General features: G+C 68.1%; 18 protein-coding genes. 12 read left to right on the forward strand and 6 right to left on the reverse strand.

The features are described 5' to 3' along the window. Positions 1-86: 86 nt before the first annotated feature. The 3 genes from AC1RVY_RS22545 to AC1RVY_RS22555 form a co-directional block, all read right to left on the reverse strand. Positions 87-2105: a ribonucleoside triphosphate reductase gene (locus tag AC1RVY_RS22545; RefSeq protein ID WP_492808255.1), complete on the reverse strand. Its 2019-nt coding sequence runs from the start codon at positions 2103-2105 to the stop codon at positions 87-89. 295 nt (positions 2106-2400) lie between these two features. Then, entirely contained in the window at positions 2401-2829 is a 429-nt protein-coding gene (locus AC1RVY_RS22550) for a hemerythrin domain-containing protein (protein ID WP_218296530.1), read from the reverse strand. Between the two features lie 71 nt (positions 2830-2900). Continuing rightward, positions 2901-5186, reverse strand: coding sequence for a nitric-oxide reductase large subunit (locus AC1RVY_RS22555; RefSeq protein ID WP_492808257.1), 2286 nt, complete (start codon positions 5184-5186; stop codon positions 2901-2903). 238 nt (positions 5187-5424) lie between these two features. Here AC1RVY_RS22555 and norR point away from each other — a divergent pair, with 238 nt between their 5' ends. The 5 genes from norR to AC1RVY_RS22580 all read left to right on the forward strand — a co-directional run bounded on the left by norR (position 5425) and on the right by AC1RVY_RS22580 (position 11527). After that, on the forward strand, positions 5425-6990 hold the full coding sequence (gene norR, locus AC1RVY_RS22560; protein WP_492808259.1) for a nitric oxide reductase transcriptional regulator NorR: 1566 nt from the start codon (positions 5425-5427) through the stop codon (positions 6988-6990). Between the two features lie 112 nt (positions 6991-7102). Continuing rightward, the gene (locus AC1RVY_RS22565) at positions 7103-8326 is read left to right on the forward strand and encodes a threonine ammonia-lyase (RefSeq protein ID WP_218296527.1); all 1224 of its coding nucleotides are present in this window, start codon (positions 7103-7105) and stop codon (positions 8324-8326) included. 80 nt (positions 8327-8406) lie between these two features. Then, the gene (locus tag AC1RVY_RS22570; protein WP_218296526.1) at positions 8407-8553 is read left to right on the forward strand and encodes a hypothetical protein; all 147 of its coding nucleotides are present in this window, start codon (positions 8407-8409) and stop codon (positions 8551-8553) included. 81 nt (positions 8554-8634) lie between these two features. Continuing rightward, the gene (queC, locus tag AC1RVY_RS22575; RefSeq protein WP_369641045.1) at positions 8635-9354 is read left to right on the forward strand and encodes a 7-cyano-7-deazaguanine synthase QueC; all 720 of its coding nucleotides are present in this window, start codon (positions 8635-8637) and stop codon (positions 9352-9354) included. Between the two features lie 301 nt (positions 9355-9655). Further along, complete coding sequence (locus AC1RVY_RS22580) at positions 9656-11527, forward strand: phosphoenolpyruvate carboxykinase (GTP) (protein ID WP_369641044.1); 1872 nt, start codon at positions 9656-9658, stop codon at positions 11525-11527. Between the two features lie 181 nt (positions 11528-11708). Here AC1RVY_RS22580 and AC1RVY_RS22585 read toward each other — a convergent pair whose 3' ends face one another. Continuing rightward, positions 11709-12149: a hypothetical protein gene (locus AC1RVY_RS22585; RefSeq protein ID WP_218296523.1), complete on the reverse strand. Its 441-nt coding sequence runs from the start codon at positions 12147-12149 to the stop codon at positions 11709-11711. A gap of 125 nt (positions 12150-12274) precedes the next feature. Between AC1RVY_RS22585 and AC1RVY_RS22590 the strand changes: the two genes are divergently transcribed. The 3 genes from AC1RVY_RS22590 to AC1RVY_RS22600 all read left to right on the forward strand — a co-directional run bounded on the left by AC1RVY_RS22590 (position 12275) and on the right by AC1RVY_RS22600 (position 14757). Next, positions 12275-13234, forward strand: a complete 960-nt coding sequence (locus tag AC1RVY_RS22590; RefSeq protein ID WP_218296522.1) for a LysR family transcriptional regulator — start codon at positions 12275-12277, stop codon at positions 13232-13234. Positions 13235-13377: 143 nt separating this feature from the next. Then, a complete protein-coding gene (locus AC1RVY_RS22595) occupies positions 13378-14223 on the forward strand; it encodes a metallophosphoesterase (protein ID WP_218296521.1) in 846 nt (281 codons plus the stop codon). Positions 14224-14334: 111 nt separating this feature from the next. Next, positions 14335-14757: a universal stress protein gene (locus tag AC1RVY_RS22600; RefSeq protein WP_218296520.1), complete on the forward strand. Its 423-nt coding sequence runs from the start codon at positions 14335-14337 to the stop codon at positions 14755-14757. A 117-nt stretch (positions 14758-14874) separates the two neighbouring features. On the opposite strand, the gene AC1RVY_RS22605 is transcribed toward AC1RVY_RS22600, so the two are convergent. Further along, positions 14875-15498 carry a TetR/AcrR family transcriptional regulator gene (locus AC1RVY_RS22605; RefSeq protein ID WP_218296519.1) on the reverse strand — a complete coding sequence of 208 codons (624 nt, stop codon included), beginning with the start codon at positions 15496-15498 and terminating at the stop codon, positions 14875-14877. Between the two features lie 153 nt (positions 15499-15651). Between AC1RVY_RS22605 and AC1RVY_RS22610 the strand changes: the two genes are divergently transcribed. Then, positions 15652-16707, forward strand: coding sequence for a helix-turn-helix domain-containing protein (locus AC1RVY_RS22610; protein ID WP_492244799.1), 1056 nt, complete (start codon positions 15652-15654; stop codon positions 16705-16707). A gap of 293 nt (positions 16708-17000) precedes the next feature. After that, complete coding sequence (locus AC1RVY_RS22615) at positions 17001-17579, forward strand: midcut-by-XrtH protein (RefSeq protein ID WP_492808263.1); 579 nt, start codon at positions 17001-17003, stop codon at positions 17577-17579. Positions 17580-17597: 18 nt separating this feature from the next. Here the strand turns inward: AC1RVY_RS22615 and AC1RVY_RS22620 are convergent, their stop codons facing one another. Continuing rightward, on the reverse strand, positions 17598-18518 hold the full coding sequence (locus AC1RVY_RS22620; protein ID WP_492808265.1) for a LysR family transcriptional regulator ArgP: 921 nt from the start codon (positions 18516-18518) through the stop codon (positions 17598-17600). A 120-nt stretch (positions 18519-18638) separates the two neighbouring features. On the opposite strand from AC1RVY_RS22620, the gene AC1RVY_RS22625 reads away from it, so the two are divergent. Then, the gene (locus AC1RVY_RS22625; protein ID WP_492254319.1) at positions 18639-19976 is read left to right on the forward strand and encodes a D-amino acid dehydrogenase; all 1338 of its coding nucleotides are present in this window, start codon (positions 18639-18641) and stop codon (positions 19974-19976) included. Positions 19977-20021: 45 nt separating this feature from the next. Next, positions 20022-20576: a flavodoxin family protein gene (locus tag AC1RVY_RS22630; RefSeq protein WP_492808267.1), complete on the forward strand. Its 555-nt coding sequence runs from the start codon at positions 20022-20024 to the stop codon at positions 20574-20576. The last annotated feature ends 180 nt before the right edge of the window (positions 20577-20756 follow it).

A 20756-nucleotide genomic window follows, 5' to 3' on the forward strand; every position in this document is an offset into this window, starting at 1 on the left:
TTCATGGTTAAAAAATGCTTCTGTATTGATAGCTGCCAGCTCTTTATTGATAAGCTCTACAGGTCAATTTGGTTTGAAATTCGAGGTCAGGCCGCCAGCCGCCGCCGCTTGGCGTCCAGCCGCTCTTCGTCGCAGCGCGGGCAGAACGGGTGCTCGCCCGCCAGGTAGCCGTGTGTGGGGCAGATGGAGAACGTGGGCGTGACGGTGATGTAGGGCAGGCGAAAGCGCGTGAGCGCGCGCCGCACCAGATCGCGGCAGGCCGCGCCGCTGGACAAGCGCTCGCCCATGTACAGGTGCAGCACGGTGCCGCCGGTGTATTTGGACTGCAGCGCCTCCTGCCGCATCAGGGCCTCGAACGGGTCGTCGGTGAAGCCCACGGGCAGCTGCGAGGAGTTGGTGTAGTAGGGCTGCTGCTCCGTGCCGGCCTGCAGGATGCCGGGCCAGCGCTTTTTGTCTTCCTTGGCGAAGCGATAGGTCGTGCCTTCGGCGGGCGTGGCCTCCAGGTTGTAGAGGTGGCCGGTTTCTTCCTGGAAGGCGGTCATGCGCTCGCGCACGTGGTCGAGCAGGCGCACGGCAAACGCATGGCCCCATTCGCTGGTGATGTCGTGCTGGTCCGCCGTGAAGTTGCGCACCATCTCGTTGATGCCGTTCACGCCCAGCGTGCTGAAGTGGTTGCGCAAGGTGCCCAGGTAGCGCTTGGTGTAGGGGAACAGGCCCTGGTCCATCAGGCGCTGGATGAGCTTGCGCTTGGTCTCCAGGCTTTGTTTTCCCAGCTCCATCAGGCGGTCGAGCGCGGCGAGCAGCCCCGCCTCATCGCCCGCATGCAAGTACCCCAGCCGCGCGCAGTTGATGGTGACCACGCCCAGGCTGCCCGTCTGCTCGGCGCTGCCGAACAGGCCGTTGCCGCGCTTGAGCAGTTCACGCAGATCGAGTTGCAGGCGGCAGCACATGGAGCGCACCATGTTCGGCTCCAGCTCGGAGTTGATGAAGTTCTGGAAGTACGGCAGACCGTACTTGGCCGTCATCTCGAACAGCAGCTGCGCGTTCTCGCTCTCCCACGGAAAATCCTTGGTGATGTTGTACGTGGGGATGGGGAAGGTGAACACCCGGCCCTTGGCATCGCCCGTGGTCATCACGTCGATGTAGGCGCGGTTGATGAGGTCCATCTCGGCTTGCAGCTCGCCGTAGCTGAACGGCATTTCCACGCCAGCGATCACGGGCACCTGCTCGCGCAGGTCCTCGGGGCAGGTCCAGTCGAAGGTGAGGTTGGTGAACGGCGTCTGCGTGCCCCAGCGCGAGGGCACGTTGAGGTTGTAGACCAGCTCCTGGATGCACTGGCGCACGGCGGCGTAGTCCATGGCATCAATGCGGACGAAGGGCGCCATGTAGGTGTCGAATGACGAGAACGCCTGCGCGCCCGCCCACTCGTTTTGCAGCGTGCCCAGGAAGTTCACGATCTGCCCCACGGCGGAGCTCATGTGCTTCGGGGGCCCCGCCTCCACCTTGCCCGGCACGCCGTTGAGCCCCTCGTGCAGCAGCGTGCGCAGCGACCAGCCCGCGCAGTAGCCGCTGAGCATGTCGAGGTCGTGGATGTGGAGGTCGCCGCTCCTGTGCGCCTCGCCGATCTCCGGCGTGTAGACGTGCGACAGCCAGTAGTTGGCCGTGACCTTGCCCGCCACGTTCAGGATCAGCCCGCCGAGCGAATAGCCCTGGTTGGCGTTGGCGTTCACGCGCCAGTCGGCGCGCGTGAGGTATTCGTTGATGGAGCTTTCCACATCGACCAGCGTCTGCCGGTCGGCGCGCAGCGTGGCGTGCTGCTCGCGGTAGACGATGTAGGCGCGCGCGGTGGCCAGGTGGTTGGCGGCGATCAGCGTCTGCTCGGCCACGTCCTGGATCTGCTCGATGGTGGGTGCCTCGCCATGGAAGCGGTGGATGAGCACCTTGGTGACCTGGGCGGTGAGCAACGCCGCTTCGTCGGCGCCATATTCACCCGAGGCCTGCCCGGCGCTGGCCAGCGCGGCGCGGATGCGTTCGGCGTCAAAAGGAACGCGCTGGCCGCTGCGCAAAACGACTTCGCGGGGCAAGGTGGAAAGGGTGGACGCCATGGGTTCGACCAATCTGTGGAACGGGTTAAAAACACTACCTATGGTGTCCACGATACCCACCAAACACTATAGGTAGTTTGACCCAACACAATCGAGGCGGTAAGCAGGGGTAAAAAAAATGCCGGCACAAAGGCCGGCGAAAGGAAGGTGCCGTCAGGCCCTACCGATGGATGGGGGTGCGTGTGATGGCACGCTGGAGCACAAGAGGTGTGCGTGGAAAAGGTGGGTGTTTTTGTTGGGGGCTAGGGGCTGCTGGGGCTCCACCGCTGCGGCCGGGCTGCGCTCGCGTGGGCGCTCAATGGCAGGCGGCGGTTTCTTCCTCCTCGATGCGGGGATAGAAGTCATGGTCTTCGCGCTGCATGCGCTCGAACACCCGCCGCAGCACCACGTTGGCCTCGTCCCGAAAGCCCTGCGCATCGCGGCGCACGGCCTCGGCCGTGTTCCAGCGGCGCGCAAAGGCGTCGTAGGCGCTGGCAATCGAGGCCATCTCGCTCTGGTACTGGCGGCCCAGGCGCGCCAGTTCGGCGTTGCCACCGCGCTGCAGTGCGGGGTACAGCACCTGGTCTTCCACGGCCAGATGCAGCTTGATGGTGCCGCTCATCGCCACGATGCCCTGCGCGATGGCCGTGGCATTGGCCTGCACGCCCGCGTGGGCCAGGGCGCGCAAGGTGGCGATGCTGCGCAGGATGTCGGTGTGCTGGTGCTTGAATTTGTCGAGGTTCATGGTCAGTCCTTGTGGGCAAACGGTGTGTGAGCGCGGTGGCCGCTTGTGGCAGCCGCCGCGCACGGTGCATTTCAGCGACGGGCCTGCGCCAGGTAGGCCCCCGTGGAAGCGGCCGGGGCCCGCGAACCGAACACACCGCTCACCACCTGCCAGGCCATGGCCAGCGCGCCGACGATGAAGACCACGTCGCCGAAGGTGCGCACCCAGCGCAGCGTCTGGATGAAGGGCTGCTGCATGAAGGCCTCGCCCCGGGCGTACCACAGGCCTTCGCTCACGCTCGCGTGGAACTGGAACAGGGCGATGGGGAACAGGCTGGTGGCGATCATCAGCACCAGGCCGGCGTTGAGCCACCAGAAGCCCGTCTTCATGAGCCGCTCGCTGAACACCAGCTGCGGCCGGATGTAGCGCAGCACCAGCAGCGTGAAGCCCAGCGCCAGGAAGCCATACACCCCGAACAGCGCGGCGTGGGCATGCACCGGCGTGGTGTTCAGGCCCTGCACGTAGTACAGCGAGATGGGCGGGTTGATCATGAAGCCGAAGACACCCGCGCCCAGCATGTTCCAGAAGGCCACGGCCACGAAGCACATCAGCGGCCAGCGCAGACGGGCCATCCAGGGCGTGCGGTGCTGCAGGCGCCAGTGTTCCCAGGCCTCGTGGCCCAGCACGACCAGCGGCACCACTTCGAGCGCGCTGAAGGCCGCGCCCACCGCCATCACCGGGGTGGTCGTGCCCGCGAAGTACAGGTGGTGGAAGGTGCCGGGCACGCCGCCCAGCATGAACAGCGAGGCCGAGGCCAGGCTGGCCGTGGTGGCCATGCGCACCGACACGAGCCCCAGCGTCGAGAAGATGAAGGCGAGCGCCGTGGTGGCGAAGACTTCGAAGAAGCCCTCAACCCACAGGTGCACCACCCACCAGCGCCAGTACTCCATCACCGACAGGTGGGTGCGTTCGCCGTAGAAGAAGCCCGCGCCGTAGAACAGGCCGATGGCCACCACCGACGCCGTCAGCAGCGCCAGCAGGTTCTTGTCGCCACCGGGGGTGCGCAGCGCCGGCACGATGCCGCGCAGCATGAGCACCAGCCAGAAGGCGATGCCGGTGAACTTGCCGATCTGCCACAGGCGGCCCAGGTCCACGTATTCATAGCCCTGGTGGCCCAGCCAGAAGTTCCACTCGGGCGGCATGATCTGCGCGATGGCCAGGTAGTTGCCCGTGAACGAGCCCACCACCACCACGACCAGCGCCCAGAACAGGATGTCCACGCCCAGCTTCTGGTAAGCCGGGTCCTTGCCCCCATTGATGAGCGGCGCGAGGAACAGACCGGCTGCCAGGAAGCCCGTGGCGATCCAGAACAGCGCGCTCTGGATGTGCCAGGTGCGCACCAGCGAATACGGGAACCACTGCGACACGTTGATGCCGTAGAACTGCTGGCCTTCCACCGTGTAGTGGGCCGTGAAGCCGCCCAGCAGCACCTGGAAGCTGAACAGCGCCACGATGAGGAACAAATACTTGCCCAGCCCGCGCTGCGACGGCGTGAGCGGCACGCGCGAGAGCGGGTCATGCTGGGGTGGCGTGGGCTCCACCTCGTCGTGCTTGCGCAGGAAGGACCAGCCCCACACGAGGAAGCCCACGCCCGCCATCATCACGACCACGCTCATCACCGACCAGACCATGTTCTCGGCCGTGGGCTTGTTGCCGATCAGCGGCTCGTGGGGCCAGTTGTTGGTGTACGTTGCCGTGGTGCCGGGGCGCTCGGTGGCGGCGGCCCAGGCCGTCCAGAAGAAGAAACCCGTCATCTGCGCGCGCCGCTCGGCGCTGGGCAGGGTGTTCTCCTTCATGGCGAAGTGCTCGCGGGTCTTGTGCAGCGCGGGCACGTCGCTGAAAAGCTGGTCGTAGTACAGCGCGGTCATCGCAATGGCATCCGCACGCACCGAAGACACCGTGGCCACGCCCGTCTCGGGGCTGTAGGTGTTGGTGCGGTACTCGGTCTTCATGCGGTCGCGCAGCACGGCCTGGGCGGCGGCGTCGATGTCTGCAAACGGCTTGCCATGGGCGCGCTCGGACGCCACTTCCAGCCAGTTGAGCAGCTCGCGGTGCAGCCAGTCGGCCGTCCAGTCGGGTGCCTGGTAGGCGCCGTGGCCCCAGATGGAACCCAGCTGCATGCCGCCCACCGACTGCCAGGCGGTCTGGCCGTCGAGGATGCTGTCGTGGGTGAAAAGCACTTCACCCCCGGCCGTGGCGATCCTGGCGGGGATGGGCGGCGCGGTGCGGTAGACCTCGGCGCCGTAGTAGCCCAGCAGGCTGAAGGTGACGATGAGCACGCCGATCAGCGTGAACCAGAGCTTGCGGTAGTTACCCATGGCGGGCCTCCTGCTTCAACAGAACAACAACAACGGGGCGGCGCCAGCGTGCGCTGGCGGCATGGGGTCGGGGTCTTGTGGTCATGGCTTTTTGGAACGAGTGAATCGGTGTCACTGTCCACATCGCAAGCGCCGGGCCAGGGCTGCAGGCCCATCAAATCAACCACTTGCAGCGGTCATGGTCTTTCTGACCATCCATGGATAGGGTTTAATTCACCCATTAAAGGTAAATGTCACCATGGACCATAGCCCCCTGCTCGCCGACCTGGCCACCGATCTGCCCCAGGCCGTGCGCCTGCAGCGGCTGGCGGACCACCTGCGCACGCGCTTTCACTGCGGGGCCGTGGCGCTGTTGCAGCTGGAGGAAGACCACCTGCGCCCCGTGGCCGTGGAGGGCTTGGTGCGCGAGGCGCTGGGCCGGCGCTTCGTGGTCAGCCAGCACCCCCGGCTCGCGGCCATCCTGGCGCGGCGCGAGGTGACCTGCTTTGACCACGACAGCACCCTGCCCGACCCCTACGACGGCCTGCTCGACACCCTGGTGGGCGAGCCCCTGCCCGTGCACGACTGCATGGGCGTGAGCCTGTGGGTGGACGGCCAGCCCTGGGGGGTGCTGACGCTCGACGCGCTGCAGACCGGCACCTTTGGCGAGGCCGCACGCGCTGCGCTGGCCGACTGCAAGGTGCTGGTGGAGGCGGCCGTGCGCATCTCGCGGCTGGAGCGCGAGGTGCAGGCGCTGCGCAGCGCCCCCCACACACGCAGCGCCGACGACGAGCGCACCACCCGCGCGGGCGATGGCGACATGGAGATCGTCGGCCAGAGCGAGCCCCTGCTGCGCCTGCTGCACGAGCTGGAGGTGGTGGCGGGCTCGGACCTCCCCGTGTTGCTGCTGGGTGAGACCGGCGTGGGCAAGGAGCTGTTCGCGCGCCTGCTGCACCGCCAGTCCACCCGCGCTACCCGTCCGCTGGTGCACGTGAACTGCGCGGCGCTGCCCGAATCGCTGGCCGAGAGCGAGCTGTTTGGGCATGTGCGCGGCGCGTTCTCGGGCGCGGTGGCCGACCGGCCGGGACGCTTTGAGGCCGCCGAGGGCGGCACGCTGTTCCTGGATGAGGTGGGCGAGCTGCCGCTGGCCGTGCAGGCCAAGCTGCTGCGCACGCTGCAGAACGGCGAGATCCAGCGCCTGGGCGCCGACCGCCCGCGCCGCGTGGACGTGCGCGTGATCGCCGCCACCAACCGCAACCTGCGCGAGCAGGTGCGCGACGGCGCGTTCCGCGCCGACCTGTACCACCGGCTGTCGGTGTACCCCGTGCCCATCCCGCCGCTGCGCGAACGGGGCAACGATGTGCTGCTGCTGGCGGGCCGCTTTCTGGAACTGAACCGCGCGCGCCTGGGCCTGCGCAGCCTGCGGCTGTCGGCCAGCGCACAGGACGCCCTGCGCCGCTACCCCTGGCCCGGCAACATCCGCGAGCTGGAGCACGTGGTCAGCCGCGCGGCGCTCAAGGCCCTGAGCCGGGGCGTGAGCCGCGCGGACATCGTGACGCTGGAGCCCGCGCTGCTCGACCTGGACGCCAACGCCGCCAGCGTGGCCCACGCCCCCCTGGATGCCGGTGCCCCCGCTGTGGCCACCACGCCGCCCACCCCCACCACCGCCGAAGGCCCGCTGCGCGACGCCGTGGATGCCTGCCAGCGGCACGCCATCACGCAGGCCCTGGCGCGCCACCAGGGCAACTGGGCCCAGGCGGCGCGTGCGCTGGAGGTGGACGCGAGCAACCTGCACAAGCTGGCGCGCAGGCTGAGCATCAAGTAGAGCTTCCATTTTGATAGCATTCAGCGCTTATCCCTCAAGCGCTGGCGGCCATTTTCTTCCCATGTCCATGCCGGGGGGCCTGCGGCACGCGGGCCTGCGCCACAATGGCGCCATGCTGACCCTCCAAGACATCCGAGACGCCGCCACCCGCCTGCAGGGCCAAGTGCTGGACACCCCCTGTGTGGAATCCAAGACGCTCTCGCAGATCGTGGGCGCGCAGGTATTCCTCAAGTTCGAGAACCTGCAGTTCACGGCCTCGTTCAAGGAGCGGGGCGCCTGCAACCGGCTCACCTTGCTGGTCGACGCGGAACGTGCCCGCGGCGCGGCGCCCGGAACGACGCCGGGTGTGGTGGCCATGAGCGCGGGCAACCATGCCCAGGGCGTGGCCTACCACGCGCAGCGCCTGGGCCTGCGCGCGGTGATCGTGATGCCGCGCTTCACGCCCGGCGTGAAGGTGGAGCGCACCCGCGGCTTCGGCGCCGAGGTGGTGCTGCACGGCGACACGCTCGAAGAAGCCCGGGCCCACGCCTACGGGCTGGCCGATGCGCAGGGGCTGACGTTCGTGCACCCCTACGACGACGAAGCCATTGCCGCGGGCCAGGGCACGGTCGCGCTGGAGATGCTCGCCGCCCAGCCCGATCTGGACATGCTGGTCGTCGCCATCGGCGGGGGCGGGCTGATCGCCGGCATGGCCACGGCGGCCAAGGCGCTCAAGCCCGGCATCGAGATCGTGGGCGTGCAGGCGGCGCGCTTTCCGTCGATGGTCAACGCCGTGCGGCACACGCAGCACCCCATGGGCACCTCGACCATCGCCGAGGGCATTGCCGTGGGCACCCCGGGCAAGATCACCCAGGAGGTGGTGCAGCGCCTGGTAGACGACCTGGTGCTGGTGGACGAAGGCGATATCGAGCAGGCCGTGCTGATGCTGCTGGAGATCGAAAAGACCCTGGTCGAGGGCGCGGGCGCCGCAGCCCTGGCGGCGCTGGTGCGCCACCCCGCCCGCTTCAGGGGCAAGCGCGTGGGGCTGGTGCTCTCGGGGGGCAACATCGATCCGCTGCTGCTGGCCGCCATCATCGAGCGCGGCATGGTGCGCTCGGGCCGGCTGGCGCGCATCAAGGTCAGCGCGCGCGACGTGCCGGGCGTGCTCGCGCGCATCACCGCCACCGTGGCCGACGCGGGCGCGAACATCGAGGAAGTGCACCACCAGCGCGCATTCACCATGCTGGCCGCGCAGAACGTGGAGATCGAGCTGGTCCTGCAGACAAGGAGCAAGGCGCACGTGGACGAGGTGCTGGGCAAGCTGCGTTCCGCGGGCATGGAGGCCGACCTGATCTGACCCCCGGCGCGGGGCTTTCAGCCCCGTGCACGCCGGCGCGGCTAGAATTGCGCAAGTTTTAAGCATCTGGAGCCCACACCATGTCCGACCACCACACTACGCACGCCCCCGAATCGCTCCCGCACGATCCCGTGGAAAACGTGGTTCACGTGATTCCCGTGGTGCTGCCCGTGGTCGGCGGCATCATGATGTTCCTGCTGGCCTTCATCGCCGTGTACATGGCCTGATCGATTGCCCTGGCACCGCCACAAGCCCCGCTGCGCGGGGCTTTTTTTCGCCTTGCACCACCCCCGTCACCAGGAGACCCCATGAGACCCGGACACGCCCTCGTCCTTTTTTCCGGTGGCCAGGACTCCACCACCTGCCTGGCCTGGGCGCTCACGCAGTTCGAGCGCGTGGAAACCATCGGCTTCGACTACGGCCAGCGCCACCATGTGGAGCTGCAGGCCCGGCAGGCCGTGCTGGCGGCCCTGCGGTCCCGCTTCGGGCCATGGCGTGACCGGCTCGGCGACGACCACATGATCGACCTGGCCGTGCTGGGCCGCATCAGCGACACGGCGCTGACCAGCGACGCCGAGATCCAGATGACCGCCGCCGGCCTGCCCAACACCTTCGTGCCGGGGCGCAACCTGCTGTTCTTCAACCTGGCCGCCGCCGTGGGCTACCGGCGCGGGCTGCACACGCTGGTGGGCGGCATGTGCGAAACCGACTTCTCGGGCTACCCCGACTGCCGCGACGACACGCTCAAGGCGCTGCAGGTCGCCGTGTCGCTGGGCATGGGGCAGCGCTTCACGTTCGAGACGCCGCTCATGTGGCTGGACAAGGCCGCCACCTGGGAGCTGGCCCGCACCCTGGGCGGCGACGCGCTGGTGGATCTCATCATCACCGAGTCGCACACCTGCTACCACGGGGTGCGCGACACGCTGCATGCCTGGGGCTACGGCTGCGGCACCTGCCCGGCGTGCGAGTTGCGCAAGGCGGGCCATGCGCGGTGGCAGGCCGGCCAGACAGGCCAGCCCAGCACCTGAAGGGCGGGACAGGACTGGGCGGATTGTGATGCATAACCTCATGCATCTTTTGCATGGTTTTAGCCCCAGTCTGACAGACAAGCGGTCGGCAGATTCATAAAATTGACACCCCAGCCGACCCGCGGAATCCGTGGAAATAGCCTCCACCCCGTGGGGCTGATCCACGCTCCCGCCCGCCGACTGAGCACGAAAGCCGTTTTTTCAAAGGCAGCGCTCAGCATCGCAACTGCGCCAGGCCTTGCCGCGATCCACCGGGTCCGCTTCCTTTGAAAAAACTGTTTTTCAACTTAGGAAGCTCCCGATGAACGCACCCACCATGCAGGGCCTGAATCTCAACGCCCCCGCTTACGTCAAGAACGCCCGGCTGCTCGCCTGGGTGGCCGACATGGCCGCCCTGTGCAAGCCCGACACCATCTACTGGTGCGACGGCAGCAAGGAAGAGTACGACCGCCTGTGCCAGCAGCTGGTCGACGCCGGCACCTTCAAGAAGCTCAACCCCGCCAAGCGCCCCGGCAGCTTCCTGGCCTGGTCCGACCCGTCGGACGTGGCCCGCGTGGAAGACCGCACCTACATCTGCTCGGCCGCCAAGGAAGACGCAGGCCCCACCAACAACTGGATGGCCCCCGCTGAAATGCGGGCCACGCTGCAGCCCCTGTTCGACGGCTGCATGAAGGGCCGCACCATGTACGTGGTGCCCTTCAGCATGGGCCCCCTGGGCAGCCACATCGCCCACATCGGCGTGGAGCTGACCGACAGCGCCTACGTGGCCGTGAACCAGCGCCTCATGACCCGCATGGGCAAGGCCGTGTACGACGTGCTGGGCGTGGAAGGCGAGTTCGTGCCCTGCATGCACACCGTGGGCGCCCCCCTGGCCGAAGGTGAAAAGGACACGACCAGCTGGCCCTGCAATCCCAAGGTCAAGTACATCGTGCACTACCCCGAGACGCGCGAGATCTGGTCGTACGGCTCGGGCTACGGCGGCAACGCGCTGCTGGGCAAGAAGTGCCTGGCCCTGCGCATCGCGTCGACCATGGGCCGCGACCAGGGCTGGCTGGCCGAGCACATGCTCATCCTGGGCGTGACCAACCCCGCCGGCAAGAAGTACCACGTAGCCGCCGCCTTCCCCAGCGCCTGCGGCAAGACCAACTTCTCGATGCTGGTGCCGCCCGAAGCAGGCTTTGCCGGCTGGAAGGTCACCACCATCGGTGACGACATCGCCTGGATCAAGCCCCATGCCGACGGCAAGATGTATGCCATCAACCCTGAAGCCGGCTACTTTGGCGTGGCCCCCGGCACGAACATGCACACCAACCCCAACTGCATGAAGAGCCTGGACAAGGACGTGATCTTCACCAACGTGGCCCTGACGGACGACGGCGACGTGTGGTGGGAAGGCATGGAAAAGGACACCGGCAAGCTCCCGGACCACCTGATCGACTGGCAAGGCAAGGACTGGACGCCCCAGATCGCCAAGGAAACCGGCGCCAAGGCGGCCCACCCCAACTCGCGCTTCACGGTGGCCGCCACCAACAACCCGGCGCTCGATGCGCAGTGGGACGACGCCAACGGCGTGGCGATCGACGCCTTCATCTTCGGCGGCCGCCGCTCCACCACCGTGCCGCTGGTGACGGAAGCCCGCACCTGGACGGAAGGCGTGTACATGGCCGCCACCATGGGCTCCGAGACCACCGCCGCCGCCTTCGGGGCCCAGGGCGTGGTGCGCCGCGACCCCTTCGCCATGCTGCCGTTCTGCGGCTACAACATGAGCGACTACTTCCAGCACTGGCTGAACATGGAAGGCAAGATCGCCGCCACCGGCAAGGCCGTGCCCAAGGTCTTCTGCGTGAACTGGTTCCGCAAGGACGAGGCCGGCAAATTCGTCTGGCCCGGCTACGGCGACAACATGCGCGTGCTCAAGTGGATGATCGACCGCATCGAAGGCCAGGCCCAAGGCCAGGAAACCATGTTCGGCGTGGCGCCCCAGTACGCCGAGATCAACTGGACGGGTCTGGATTTCAGCGCCCAGAAGTTCGACGCCGTGACCAGCATCGACAAGGCGGCCTGGGCCGATGAGTTCAAGCTGCACGATGCCCACTTCGAGCAACTGGCCTACCACCTGCCCACGGCCCTGCTGGAAACCAAGGCCCTGCTGGAAAAACGCCTGGCTGCATAAACCCTGTTCTTCCCAGTCCGAGAAACCGCCCCTTCTGCCGAACGGGCGGTTTTTTCATGGGCCGGCGCCAGGGGGAAGACAGGCCAGGCGCAGGACAGCCGGCCCATGAAAAAAGCCGTGGCGAGCATTCGCCACGGCTTCAAGGGGATCGGGACGGCCGCGCCGGCCGCGCAGCGCGGTCTCAGTAGTACGTGCGGATATCGTTCACCGTGGGGATGCCCATTGCATGGTTCAGTTCAGCCATGATGCGGGGATCCTTCATGGCGACTTGCCAGGTGCGCTCGTCGTCCGCGGCGCGGCGGCGGTTTTCCGCCCAGGCGCGCCCTGCCACGCGCAGAGCGGCGCCAGCACGGCGTGCCGGGGCGGTCAGCAGGGCCAGGGCGGCGAACGCCACCAGCCACAGCACCATCCACGCGGCCAGCAGGTGGCCTTCGCTCCAGGTGTCGATCACCTGGTTGGCCACGACCAGCAGTGCCGACACGACGGCCGCGAGCAGCAGGGTGGCGGCGCCACGGGCGCCGTCAAAGTTGGCGGCCACGCTCTTCAGAGCGGCGGCGGCGTTTTCGGCGCGGACCACGCCGGGGTGTTCAGTGGGGTAGTCAACGTGTGCAAAGCTGGTCATTTCGGTTTCCCTTTTCTAACGCTTGTGGCGAGATTGCCGGGCGATGGGGTGATATTAGGGTTTACCCTTTGCATGTTCAAGTTTATATTTTGAATCATTGATATTCATAATGGTGATGAATGGCCATGACACCCTTGAACTTCCGCTCGCTGGACCTGAATCTGTTGCGCGTCTTCGACGAGGTAATGGCCGAGCGCAGCCTCACGCGCGCGGCGCACAAGCTGTCCATCACCCAGCCCGCCGTGAGCAATGCCATGCGCCGGCTGCGCGACGTGCTGGGTGATGAACTGGTGGTGCGCAGCGGCCAGGGGGTCGAGCCCACGCCCCGCGCCTTGGCGCTGTGGCCCCCCGTGCGCGAGGCCCTGGCCCATCTGCAGGACTCCCTGGCGCCGGGGCGCTTCGAGCCCGCCACGGCCGAGTCCACCTTTGTGCTGGCCATGGCCGATGCCACGGCGGCCACGCTGGTTCCCGCCCTCGTGGAGATCATCGAGCGCGAGGCCCCCGGCATCTCGATCCGGGTGCTGCCCCTGACCACCCGCGACCCCCGGCGCCTGCTCGACGAGGAAGCCGCCGACATGGCGGTGGGCTACTTTCCGGCCGTGCTGGCGGACCTCACGGCACGCGCGCAGTCGGGCGGGGCGGTCGCGTTCGAGAGCCGCCGCCTCTACGACGGGGAATACGTGTGCGTGATGCGCCAGGGCCACCCGCTGGCGGACGCGCCGCTCACCCTGGACGCCTATTGCGCTGCCCGGCACATGCTGGTGAGCTTTTCCGGCCGCCCCTTCGGTTTCATCGACGAGGCGCTGGCCTCCCTGGGCCGCGAGCGCAAGGTGGTGATCACGGTCAACCAGTTCTTCACCGCCGGGCGCGTGGTGTCGGGTTCGGACCTGCTGACGGTGCTGCCGCGCCACTTCGTGCCCGTCACGGGCATCTCCGACGCGCTGGTGCAACGGGCCCTGCCGCTGGACGTCCCGCCCGTGCACGTCGATGCCCTGTGGCGCCGCCGCGGCCCGCAGCAGGCGGCGATGACCTGGCTGCTGCACGCCCTGGCGCGCTCGGCGCGCCGCACCTTTCCCGAACCGTGAGGCCCGGGCGCGGGCATCCCGCCCACCCACCCCAGCGCGGCCTGCCGCGGCAGTGCCTTGCGGCGGGATCTGGCGCATTTCGGGGTGCCGCCAGGGCATTCGCTTCGCCCCTTCCCACCCCGAGCCCGTAGACTGCGCGCTCCATGAACATCCAGCTGCTGTCCGATCTGCACCTTGAGGCGCACCCCCATTTCATCCCCGAACCGGCCCCCGGCGCCGATGTGCTGGTGCTTGCGGGGGACGTGGGCTCCTACCAGCAGGGCTCGCTGCTGCAGGACGATGACTTCGGCCTCGCCCGGTTCTCGCCCCTGGCCCCGTACGCGGGCTGGCCCACGCCGGTGCTCTTCGTGCCCGGCAACCACGAATACGACGCGCAGGATTTCGATGCGGCCCACCAGCGGCTGCGCAGGACCTGCGAACGGCTGGGGATCACCTGGCTGGAGCGGGAGGTGGTCACTCTTCAAGGTGTCCGCTTCGTGGGCACCACGCTCTGGAGCGATTTCGACGCTTTGGCGGACCACGAAGGCACCACCGACCTGGCCAGGCGCCTGAAGCTGCGCGACAAGGCTTTCCGGGCGGCGAATTTCTATCTGCGCAAGACGGGCGGCACCCGCCATGCGCAGCCATTCCTCGCCGAGGCCGTGCGCGACCAGGCCCTGGCCTGCCAGCAGTGGCTGGCCGACGCGCTCGCGGTCCCGTTCGACGGGCCCACGGTCGTGGCCACGCACTTCGCGCCCAGCCTGCGCAGTGCCGACCCGCGCTACGGCATGGTGCCGGGCACGGCGGGCTTCTGCAACGCGCTGGACGCCCTGCTGCCCCGCGCGCAGCTGTGGCTGCACGGGCACCTGCATGCCCCGAGCGACTACACGGCACGGGGCCTGCGCGAGGACGGCACGCCGTGGCAGTGCCGCGTCGTGGCCAATCCGCTGGGTTATGCGCGCAAGGGCGAGCAGGCGGCGTTCCAGGCGCAGTGCTGCATCACCTTATGATCGGCGCACGGGGCCCTGCCGCCCCGCAGTGCAGAGGAAAAAACATGACCCAGGTCAAGACAACAGAAGTCCGCGCACGTTAGTCTGACCCATTCCTTTTCGGAGAACACCATGAACATCCTGCTTGCTGTCGACGGCAGCGCCTACACCAAGAAAATGCTGGCTTACCTGGCGACCCACGAAGAACTGCTGGGGGGCAACCACCAGTACACGGTGCTCACCGTGCAGGCCCCGCTGCCCGCGCGTGCCCGCGCGGCCCTGGGCAAGGAAGTCGTGGAGAACTACCACGCCGAAGAAGCCGAGAAAATCCTGGCGCCCGTGTGCAAGTTTCTCGCGCGCCACGGTGTGGAGGCCAAGCGCAGCGTCAAGGTCGGCACGGTGGGCGAGAACATCGCCAAGGTGGCCGACAGCGGCAAGTTCGACCTGCTGGTGATGGGCTCCCACGGCCACGGGGCCCTGGCCACCCTGGTCATGGGTTCGGTCACCACGCAGGTGCTGGCCCACAGCAAGGTGCCCGTGCTGCTCGTGCGCTGAGCCCCGCCGCCCGGCGCAGGCCGCGCCCTGCCTCGGCAGGGTTTTTCGCCCGCAAGACAAGAAAGCCCGGCATGCCGGGCTTTCTTGCGAGGTGCGAAACGCCGGAACGGGCTGCCGCTACCGCGCAGCCAGCCCGTCGAAACAGGTGCGCACCACCAGATCCACGATCTGCGCATCCGAATACTGGCCGCCTTCCTTGAGGAAGCTCACCACCGGGTCACAGGCCCGCGCATACAAGGTGTAAAGCACCACCAGCGGTGGCAGCGTGGGGTTGATCACGCCCTCGGCCTGGGCCTGGGTGATCCATTCGCCGATCTGGTCGCTCACCGCCACCAGGCCGTTGAGATAGTCCTTGTTGGCCATGAGCACCGCGCGCAGCGTGGAGTTGCGGCTGGGCAGCAGCGGCATTTCATTGCTCAGCAGGCGCTCCAGCGACCAGCGCACCAGCGCATGGAGCTTTTCGAGGGGTGGCGTTTCGGCGGGCAGGTCCGCCAGATAGGCCCGCACCCGCGCCAGGATCTGCACCATGGCGGCGCTGCACAGCTCTTCCTTGCTGCAAAAGTGCTTGTACAGGCTGGCCTTGGCAATGCCCACGGCGTTGGCCACATCGTCCATGGTCATGGCGTCGAAGGCCTTTTCGCCCAGGAGCTGGCAGGTGGACTGGAGGATGGCATCCTCGCGCGCCTGGTGCATCTGCTCCTTGAACGAGGCTTTGGGGGGCTGCGTTTGCATGGCGTCCATTTTATACATCACAGTAAAAAAATAAATGACCAAGTTGCAATGCAACTACGTCGTTCACGTTTTCTCCAGCAGGAATCGTGCCGCGGGCCTGGGCGCGAGGGCGGGCAATCTGCGCTGGTGCACTGCAGCACCCGCCCCCATAATCGCGCCGCCATGTCCACGCCGCACGCCCTGCCATCGACAGTTTTCACCACCGACCAGGGTTCCGGCGAAGAGCGCTTCGAGGCCTGGCGCAGCAGCATTTCGGTGGTCTTCGATGTCGCGCCGCTGGACCGCGATCCGCTGGAGAGCTTCAGTGCATCGGTCACCGCCAGCCACCTGGGCGCCCTGCTGGTGGGCGACCTGCGCTTTGGCCGGCAGCAGTTCTCGCGCGGTACGCCGCGCGTGGCGCGCGACGGGGTCAACCACTACCTGGTGCAGTGGTACCGCAGCGGCGGGTTCGTGGGCCAGCACGACGACGGCGTGGACATGCAGGTGCGCGCGGGCGACATCACCGTGTTCGACCTCGGCCGCACGCAGCGCACCTACGCCAGCCCCTCGCACGTCCTGTCCATCGTCGTGCCCCGCGAGATCGCCGACGAGGCCTTTTGCAGCCCCTCGGCCGACCTGCACGGCACGGTGCTGCGCGGCCACACGGCGCTGGGCGGGCTGCTCAGCGACTACCTGCAGTCGCTGCATCGGCGGCTGCCCACCGTCACCCTCCCCGAGGCGCCCGCCGTGGTGCAGGCCACCACGCAGATGCTGGCGGCCTGCCTGCGCCCGGGCCGCGACACCCTCGCCCAGGCGGAGCCACAGATCCAGGGTGTCACCCTCGAACGCATCCAGCAATACATCGCGCAGCACCTGGGAGCCCCGCTCAGCCCCGAGCTGCTGAGCCGCACGTTCGGCGTCTCGCGCAGCATGCTGTACCGGCTGTTCGAGCCGCTGGGCGGCGTGGCGCACTACGTGCAGCAGCAGCGCCTGGCCCGGGCGTTCCACGCGCTGGCCAACCCGGCCAACCGCCGGCTGCGGGTGGGCGAGATCGCCACGCGCGCCGGGTTCACCAGCGAGGCGCATTTCAGCCGCGCCTTTCGCACGACCTTTGGCCTCACGCCCAGCGACGTGCGTGCCATGGGGCGCGGCTGGCAAGCGCCCCGCAAGGGCCCGGACGGCGCCAGCGGGCAGACCACCGCCGAATACGCGGACTGGCTGCGCGGCTTGAGGGTGTAGCACCCGCTTTTGCCGATCCCTCGGCGGCACGGGCAGTCAAGCGCCCTGAAACGCACAGTCAAGCCGCGCCGTGAATGCTGCCTAGCATGCGCGGCAGCCCTCCTTCGCTTCTTCTCCGTGCGCGCCACCATGTTCCTTGTCCGCGGCATCGCCGCCGCCCTTTTCGCGGCCAACCGGCGCAGCGTGGGCTTGGCCTTGACCGACGGCGGCCCGGGTCCCGTCGCAGGGCACGCGCGTCACTCCCAAAACAATAGCTAATCACCCTTTTAAAACAAGCGCTACAAGGCAATTTCATGCAAAAAAACCATCCCTCCCGTCGCCCCGCAACCGCCCCACGCATCGCCCTGCTGTGGGCGGCCGCCGCTGCAGCCCCCGCCGCCTGGGCCCAGGGCGCGCCCGTGGGCGCGGTGGCCTATGCCCCGCTGGCGGCCCCGGCCGCCGTGCCCACGCTGTCGCAATGGGGGCTGCTGGTGCTGGTGCTGCTCCTGGCCGCCGCGGCCCGCCACCTGCTGCGCCACGCGGGACACGGCGTGGTCCGCGCCATCGTGCCGGGGCTGCTGGCCTGCGCGGCGCTGCTGTGCATGCCGTGGGGCGGACAGGCGATCGCGGTGCCCTCCAGCGATGTCCCGCTGGACAACCCGGCGGGGGGCGTGGCCGACATTCCCGACCACCCCGACCTGGAACGTGCATTCGCCGACTACCTGCACGCCTACGAGGTGCGCAACACCACGGACCGCCCCCAGCGGATCACCGCCGTGAGCGTGACCGCCGCGCACCGCATCCAGGGCCCGGGTGATGAGACCCGATGCACGGTGGGGCAGACGCTGGCGCCCATGGCCTCGTGCCATCTCGTGGTGGGCCGGCCGCACTGAACGCAGCCGCCGCCCCGGCTAGGCCGCCGGCGCCTCGAGCGTGCGGGTGGCCGTGGCCGTGAGCGCGGCCGTGAGCGCGTCCAGCACCGCCGACTCCAGGTTCCAGCAGTGCCAGTACAGCTGGATCGGCAGCCTGCGGCCGGGCGCCAGGTCCACCATGCTGCCGTCGGCGATGGGCCCGCGCGCCAGCAGCTCGGGCACCACGCCCACCGCCCAGCCGGCGGCCACGGCGCGCATCTGCGCCTCCGACCCGGGCACGAACAGGTGGTTGAGCGCCACGCGCTTGAGGCCGAAGGCACGGGCCACGAATTCGGCGGCCATGTCGTCCTTGCGGTTGAACGACAGGAACGGCACTTCGCGGAAGTTGTGCGGCGTGAGCCCCTGGGGCAGGTGCTGCTGCGCATAGGGCGCAGACGCCACCGCCACGTAGTGCATGGCGCCCAGAGGCACCATCTTGCAGCCGCGCAGGGCCTGCTTGAGCGTGGTCACGCAGCCCAGCACCTGGCCGGAGCGCAGCCATTCCTGGGTGAAGTCCTGGTCGTCCACGATGATTTCGAGCGGCAGGCGCTGGCGCACCAGGTCGTGCAGCGCGCCCATGGCCCAGGTGGCGATGCTGTCGGCATTGATGGCGATCGAGATGCGTTCGTCCTCGCGCGTGCCGCCGGGGGCGCTGGGCGCGAGTTCGTGCAGGTCGCGCTCCAGGTCGGCGCGCAGCAGTCGCAGCTGCTTGGTGTGCTTGAGCAGCAACTGCCCCGCCGAGGTGGGCCGCAGCGGACGGCTGCGCACGATGAGCACCGAGCCCACCTGCGCCTCCAGCGCGCGCAGGCGCTGCGACACCGCCGACTGCGTGACATTCAGGCGCTGTGCGGCGCGTTCGAAGCCGCCTTCCTCGACGATGGCGGCAAGGCATTCCAGGGCTGCGGGGTCGTAGGTGCTCATGGGGTCTTCCGGGGGGCTGAAAAGGGCGTGGCCAGGGTTGCTTTATTAGGTGGACTGATGTTTTTGCATCAAGTTTAATTTTGCTTTTAGTCCAACGCAATGTCGCGCACACTGCGCCCCATGAAAACCATCATCCTGGGCGCCGGCATCATCGGCATCAGCACCGCGTGGCACCTGCTCGAACGCGGCCACGAGGTCATCGTGGTCGACCGCCAGCCCGATGCGGCGCTCGAAACCAGCTTTGCCAACGCGGCGCAGATCTCGGTGAGCTACTGCGAGCCCTGGGCCAACCGCGAGGCACCGCTCAAGGCGCTCAAGTGGATGTTCGACAAAGAGGCGCCGCTGCTGTTCCGCCCCCAGATGGACTGGCAGCAATGGCGCTGGGGCCTGCAGTTCCTGGCGCAGTGCAACGACGCCGCGTTCGAGCGCAACGTGCAGCAGATCGTGGCGCTGGGCGCCTACAGCCATGCCGCGCTCAAGGACCTGGTGACCACCACGGGCATTGAGTACAACCGGCTCGAACGCGGCATCGCCCACTTCTACACCGACCAGAAGTCCTTCGACGCCGCGGGCCATGCGGTGGAGCTCATGCGCAAGCACGGCGTGCAACGGCGCCTGGTGAGCCGCGACGAACTGCTGCAGATCGAGCCCGCGTTCAAGGCCTACGGCGACAAGATCACCGGCGGCACCTACACCAGCACCGACGAGAGCGGCGACGCGCGCGTGTTCACGCAGGAACTCGCCCGCCGCTGCATGGCGCGCGGCGCGCAGTTCCTCTATGGCCACGACGTGCTGCGCCTGAACAAGATCGGCAACGCTATTGATTCGGTAGCTGTCATGGCACGCCAGTCCAGCGGTGGGGGCAAAAAAGACTTCATCCTGAAGGCCGACGCCGTGGTCGTGGCCTGCGGCTCCTACAGCGCGCCGCTGTTGCGCAGCGTGGGCGTGGACCTGCCGATCTACCCTGGCAAGGGCTACAGCGCCACGTTCCCGCTGCTCAAGCCGGAGGGTGCGCCCATGGTCTCCACCATCGACGACGGCAAGAAGATCGCCATGAGCCGCCTGGGCAACCACCTGCGCGTGGCGGGCACCATCGAACTCAACGGCTGGGACCTGACGCTGGACAGCACACTGGCCCGCGCGCGCTGCCACATGCTGTCGCGCCGCATCGAGGCCATCCTGCCCGGCGTGTGCGACACCCGCACGCCCGAAGAAGGCGGCGACCCGCAGTACTGGACCGGCCTGCGCCCGGCCACGCCCACCAACATCCCGTTCATCGGGCAGACCCGCGTGGGCAAGCTGTGGGTGAATGCGGGCCACGGCACGCTGGGCTGGACGCACGGCGCGGGCTCGGGCAAGGCGCTGGCCGAGCTCATCAGCGGCGAACAGCCCGCGATGAACTTCGGCTTCCTGGGCGACGAGCGCGTGCGCGCGCCCCGGGCCGTCGCCACGGCCTGAAGCCACTGCCAGCAGACACGGGCCGGGGCCGTTACGATCCCGTCCATGCCTGCACCGCACTACCTCTTTCTCACCACGTCCACCCGCGAGCCGGGCCACACCGGCAACACCGAGTGGCTCGCGCGCCAGGCGGCCGCCGCGCTGCCCCCGGGCACCACACAAACCTGGCACTACCTGGCCCGCATGGACCTGCCGCCCTTCGTGGACCAGCGCCACACCTCGGGCACCTATGCGCCGCCCGAAGGCGACATGAAGACGCTGCTGGACGCCACGCTGGCGGCCACGCACATCGTGTTCGTGGCGCCGGTCTACTGGTACAGCATTCCCTCGCCGCTCAAGACCTATCTGGACCACTGGAGCGCCTGGATGCGCGTGCCCGGCCTGGCCTTCAAGGAGCCCATGGGCGCGAAGACCCTGGCGCTCATCACCACCAGCGGCGACCGCGCCAAGGCCCAGCCCATGATCGACTCCGTGGAGCTGTGCGCCCGGTTCCTGTCGATGGCCTGGGGCGGCGCGCTCTGGGGCAAGGGCGGGCCGCCGGGGGCGGTGCAGGCCGACGCGCAGGCGCTGGCTGCGGCGCCGGACTTCTTGCTGGCGTAGCTAACCACAACGCCGTGCCGGCACGGCCCAGGGTGAGGCTGCTGCGGTCGCGGTGGGTGTGGCTTTCGCCACAGGGGCCGGGCCGCCGGCGAGAACAGCTAGGTGTTGATTCTCAGGAGGTTGTTCATGGCCGGAATGCGGCTCATGGGCGGCTGATGGTTGAGAGCGGAGTGTGGTCGA

This window comes from Acidovorax sp. GW821-FHT11A03 (assembly GCF_058809075.1).

Excerpts from the sequence above, each read along its gene's own strand:
- AC1RVY_RS22545 (WP_492808255.1), bottom strand. The coding sequence starts at position 2,105 with ATGGCGTCCACCCTTTCCACCTTGCCCCGCGAAGTCGTTTTGCGCAGC.
- AC1RVY_RS22550 (WP_218296530.1), bottom strand. The coding sequence starts at position 2,829 with ATGAACCTCGACAAATTCAAGCACCAGCACACCGACATCCTGCGCAGC.
- AC1RVY_RS22555 (WP_492808257.1), bottom strand. The coding sequence starts at position 5,186 with ATGGGTAACTACCGCAAGCTCTGGTTCACGCTGATCGGCGTGCTCATC.
- norR (WP_492808259.1), top strand. The coding sequence starts at position 5,425 with ATGGACCATAGCCCCCTGCTCGCCGACCTGGCCACCGATCTGCCCCAG.
- AC1RVY_RS22565 (WP_218296527.1), top strand. The coding sequence starts at position 7,103 with ATGCTGACCCTCCAAGACATCCGAGACGCCGCCACCCGCCTGCAGGGC.
- AC1RVY_RS22570 (WP_218296526.1), top strand. The coding sequence starts at position 8,407 with ATGTCCGACCACCACACTACGCACGCCCCCGAATCGCTCCCGCACGAT.
- queC (WP_369641045.1), top strand. The coding sequence starts at position 8,635 with ATGAGACCCGGACACGCCCTCGTCCTTTTTTCCGGTGGCCAGGACTCC.
- AC1RVY_RS22580 (WP_369641044.1), top strand. The coding sequence starts at position 9,656 with ATGAACGCACCCACCATGCAGGGCCTGAATCTCAACGCCCCCGCTTAC.
- AC1RVY_RS22585 (WP_218296523.1), bottom strand. The coding sequence starts at position 12,149 with ATGACCAGCTTTGCACACGTTGACTACCCCACTGAACACCCCGGCGTG.
- AC1RVY_RS22590 (WP_218296522.1), top strand. The coding sequence starts at position 12,275 with ATGACACCCTTGAACTTCCGCTCGCTGGACCTGAATCTGTTGCGCGTC.
- AC1RVY_RS22595 (WP_218296521.1), top strand. The coding sequence starts at position 13,378 with ATGAACATCCAGCTGCTGTCCGATCTGCACCTTGAGGCGCACCCCCAT.
- AC1RVY_RS22600 (WP_218296520.1), top strand. The coding sequence starts at position 14,335 with ATGAACATCCTGCTTGCTGTCGACGGCAGCGCCTACACCAAGAAAATG.
- AC1RVY_RS22605 (WP_218296519.1), bottom strand. The coding sequence starts at position 15,498 with ATGGACGCCATGCAAACGCAGCCCCCCAAAGCCTCGTTCAAGGAGCAG.
- AC1RVY_RS22610 (WP_492244799.1), top strand. The coding sequence starts at position 15,652 with ATGTCCACGCCGCACGCCCTGCCATCGACAGTTTTCACCACCGACCAG.
- AC1RVY_RS22615 (WP_492808263.1), top strand. The coding sequence starts at position 17,001 with ATGCAAAAAAACCATCCCTCCCGTCGCCCCGCAACCGCCCCACGCATC.
- AC1RVY_RS22620 (WP_492808265.1), bottom strand. The coding sequence starts at position 18,518 with ATGAGCACCTACGACCCCGCAGCCCTGGAATGCCTTGCCGCCATCGTC.
- AC1RVY_RS22625 (WP_492254319.1), top strand. The coding sequence starts at position 18,639 with ATGAAAACCATCATCCTGGGCGCCGGCATCATCGGCATCAGCACCGCG.
- AC1RVY_RS22630 (WP_492808267.1), top strand. The coding sequence starts at position 20,022 with ATGCCTGCACCGCACTACCTCTTTCTCACCACGTCCACCCGCGAGCCG.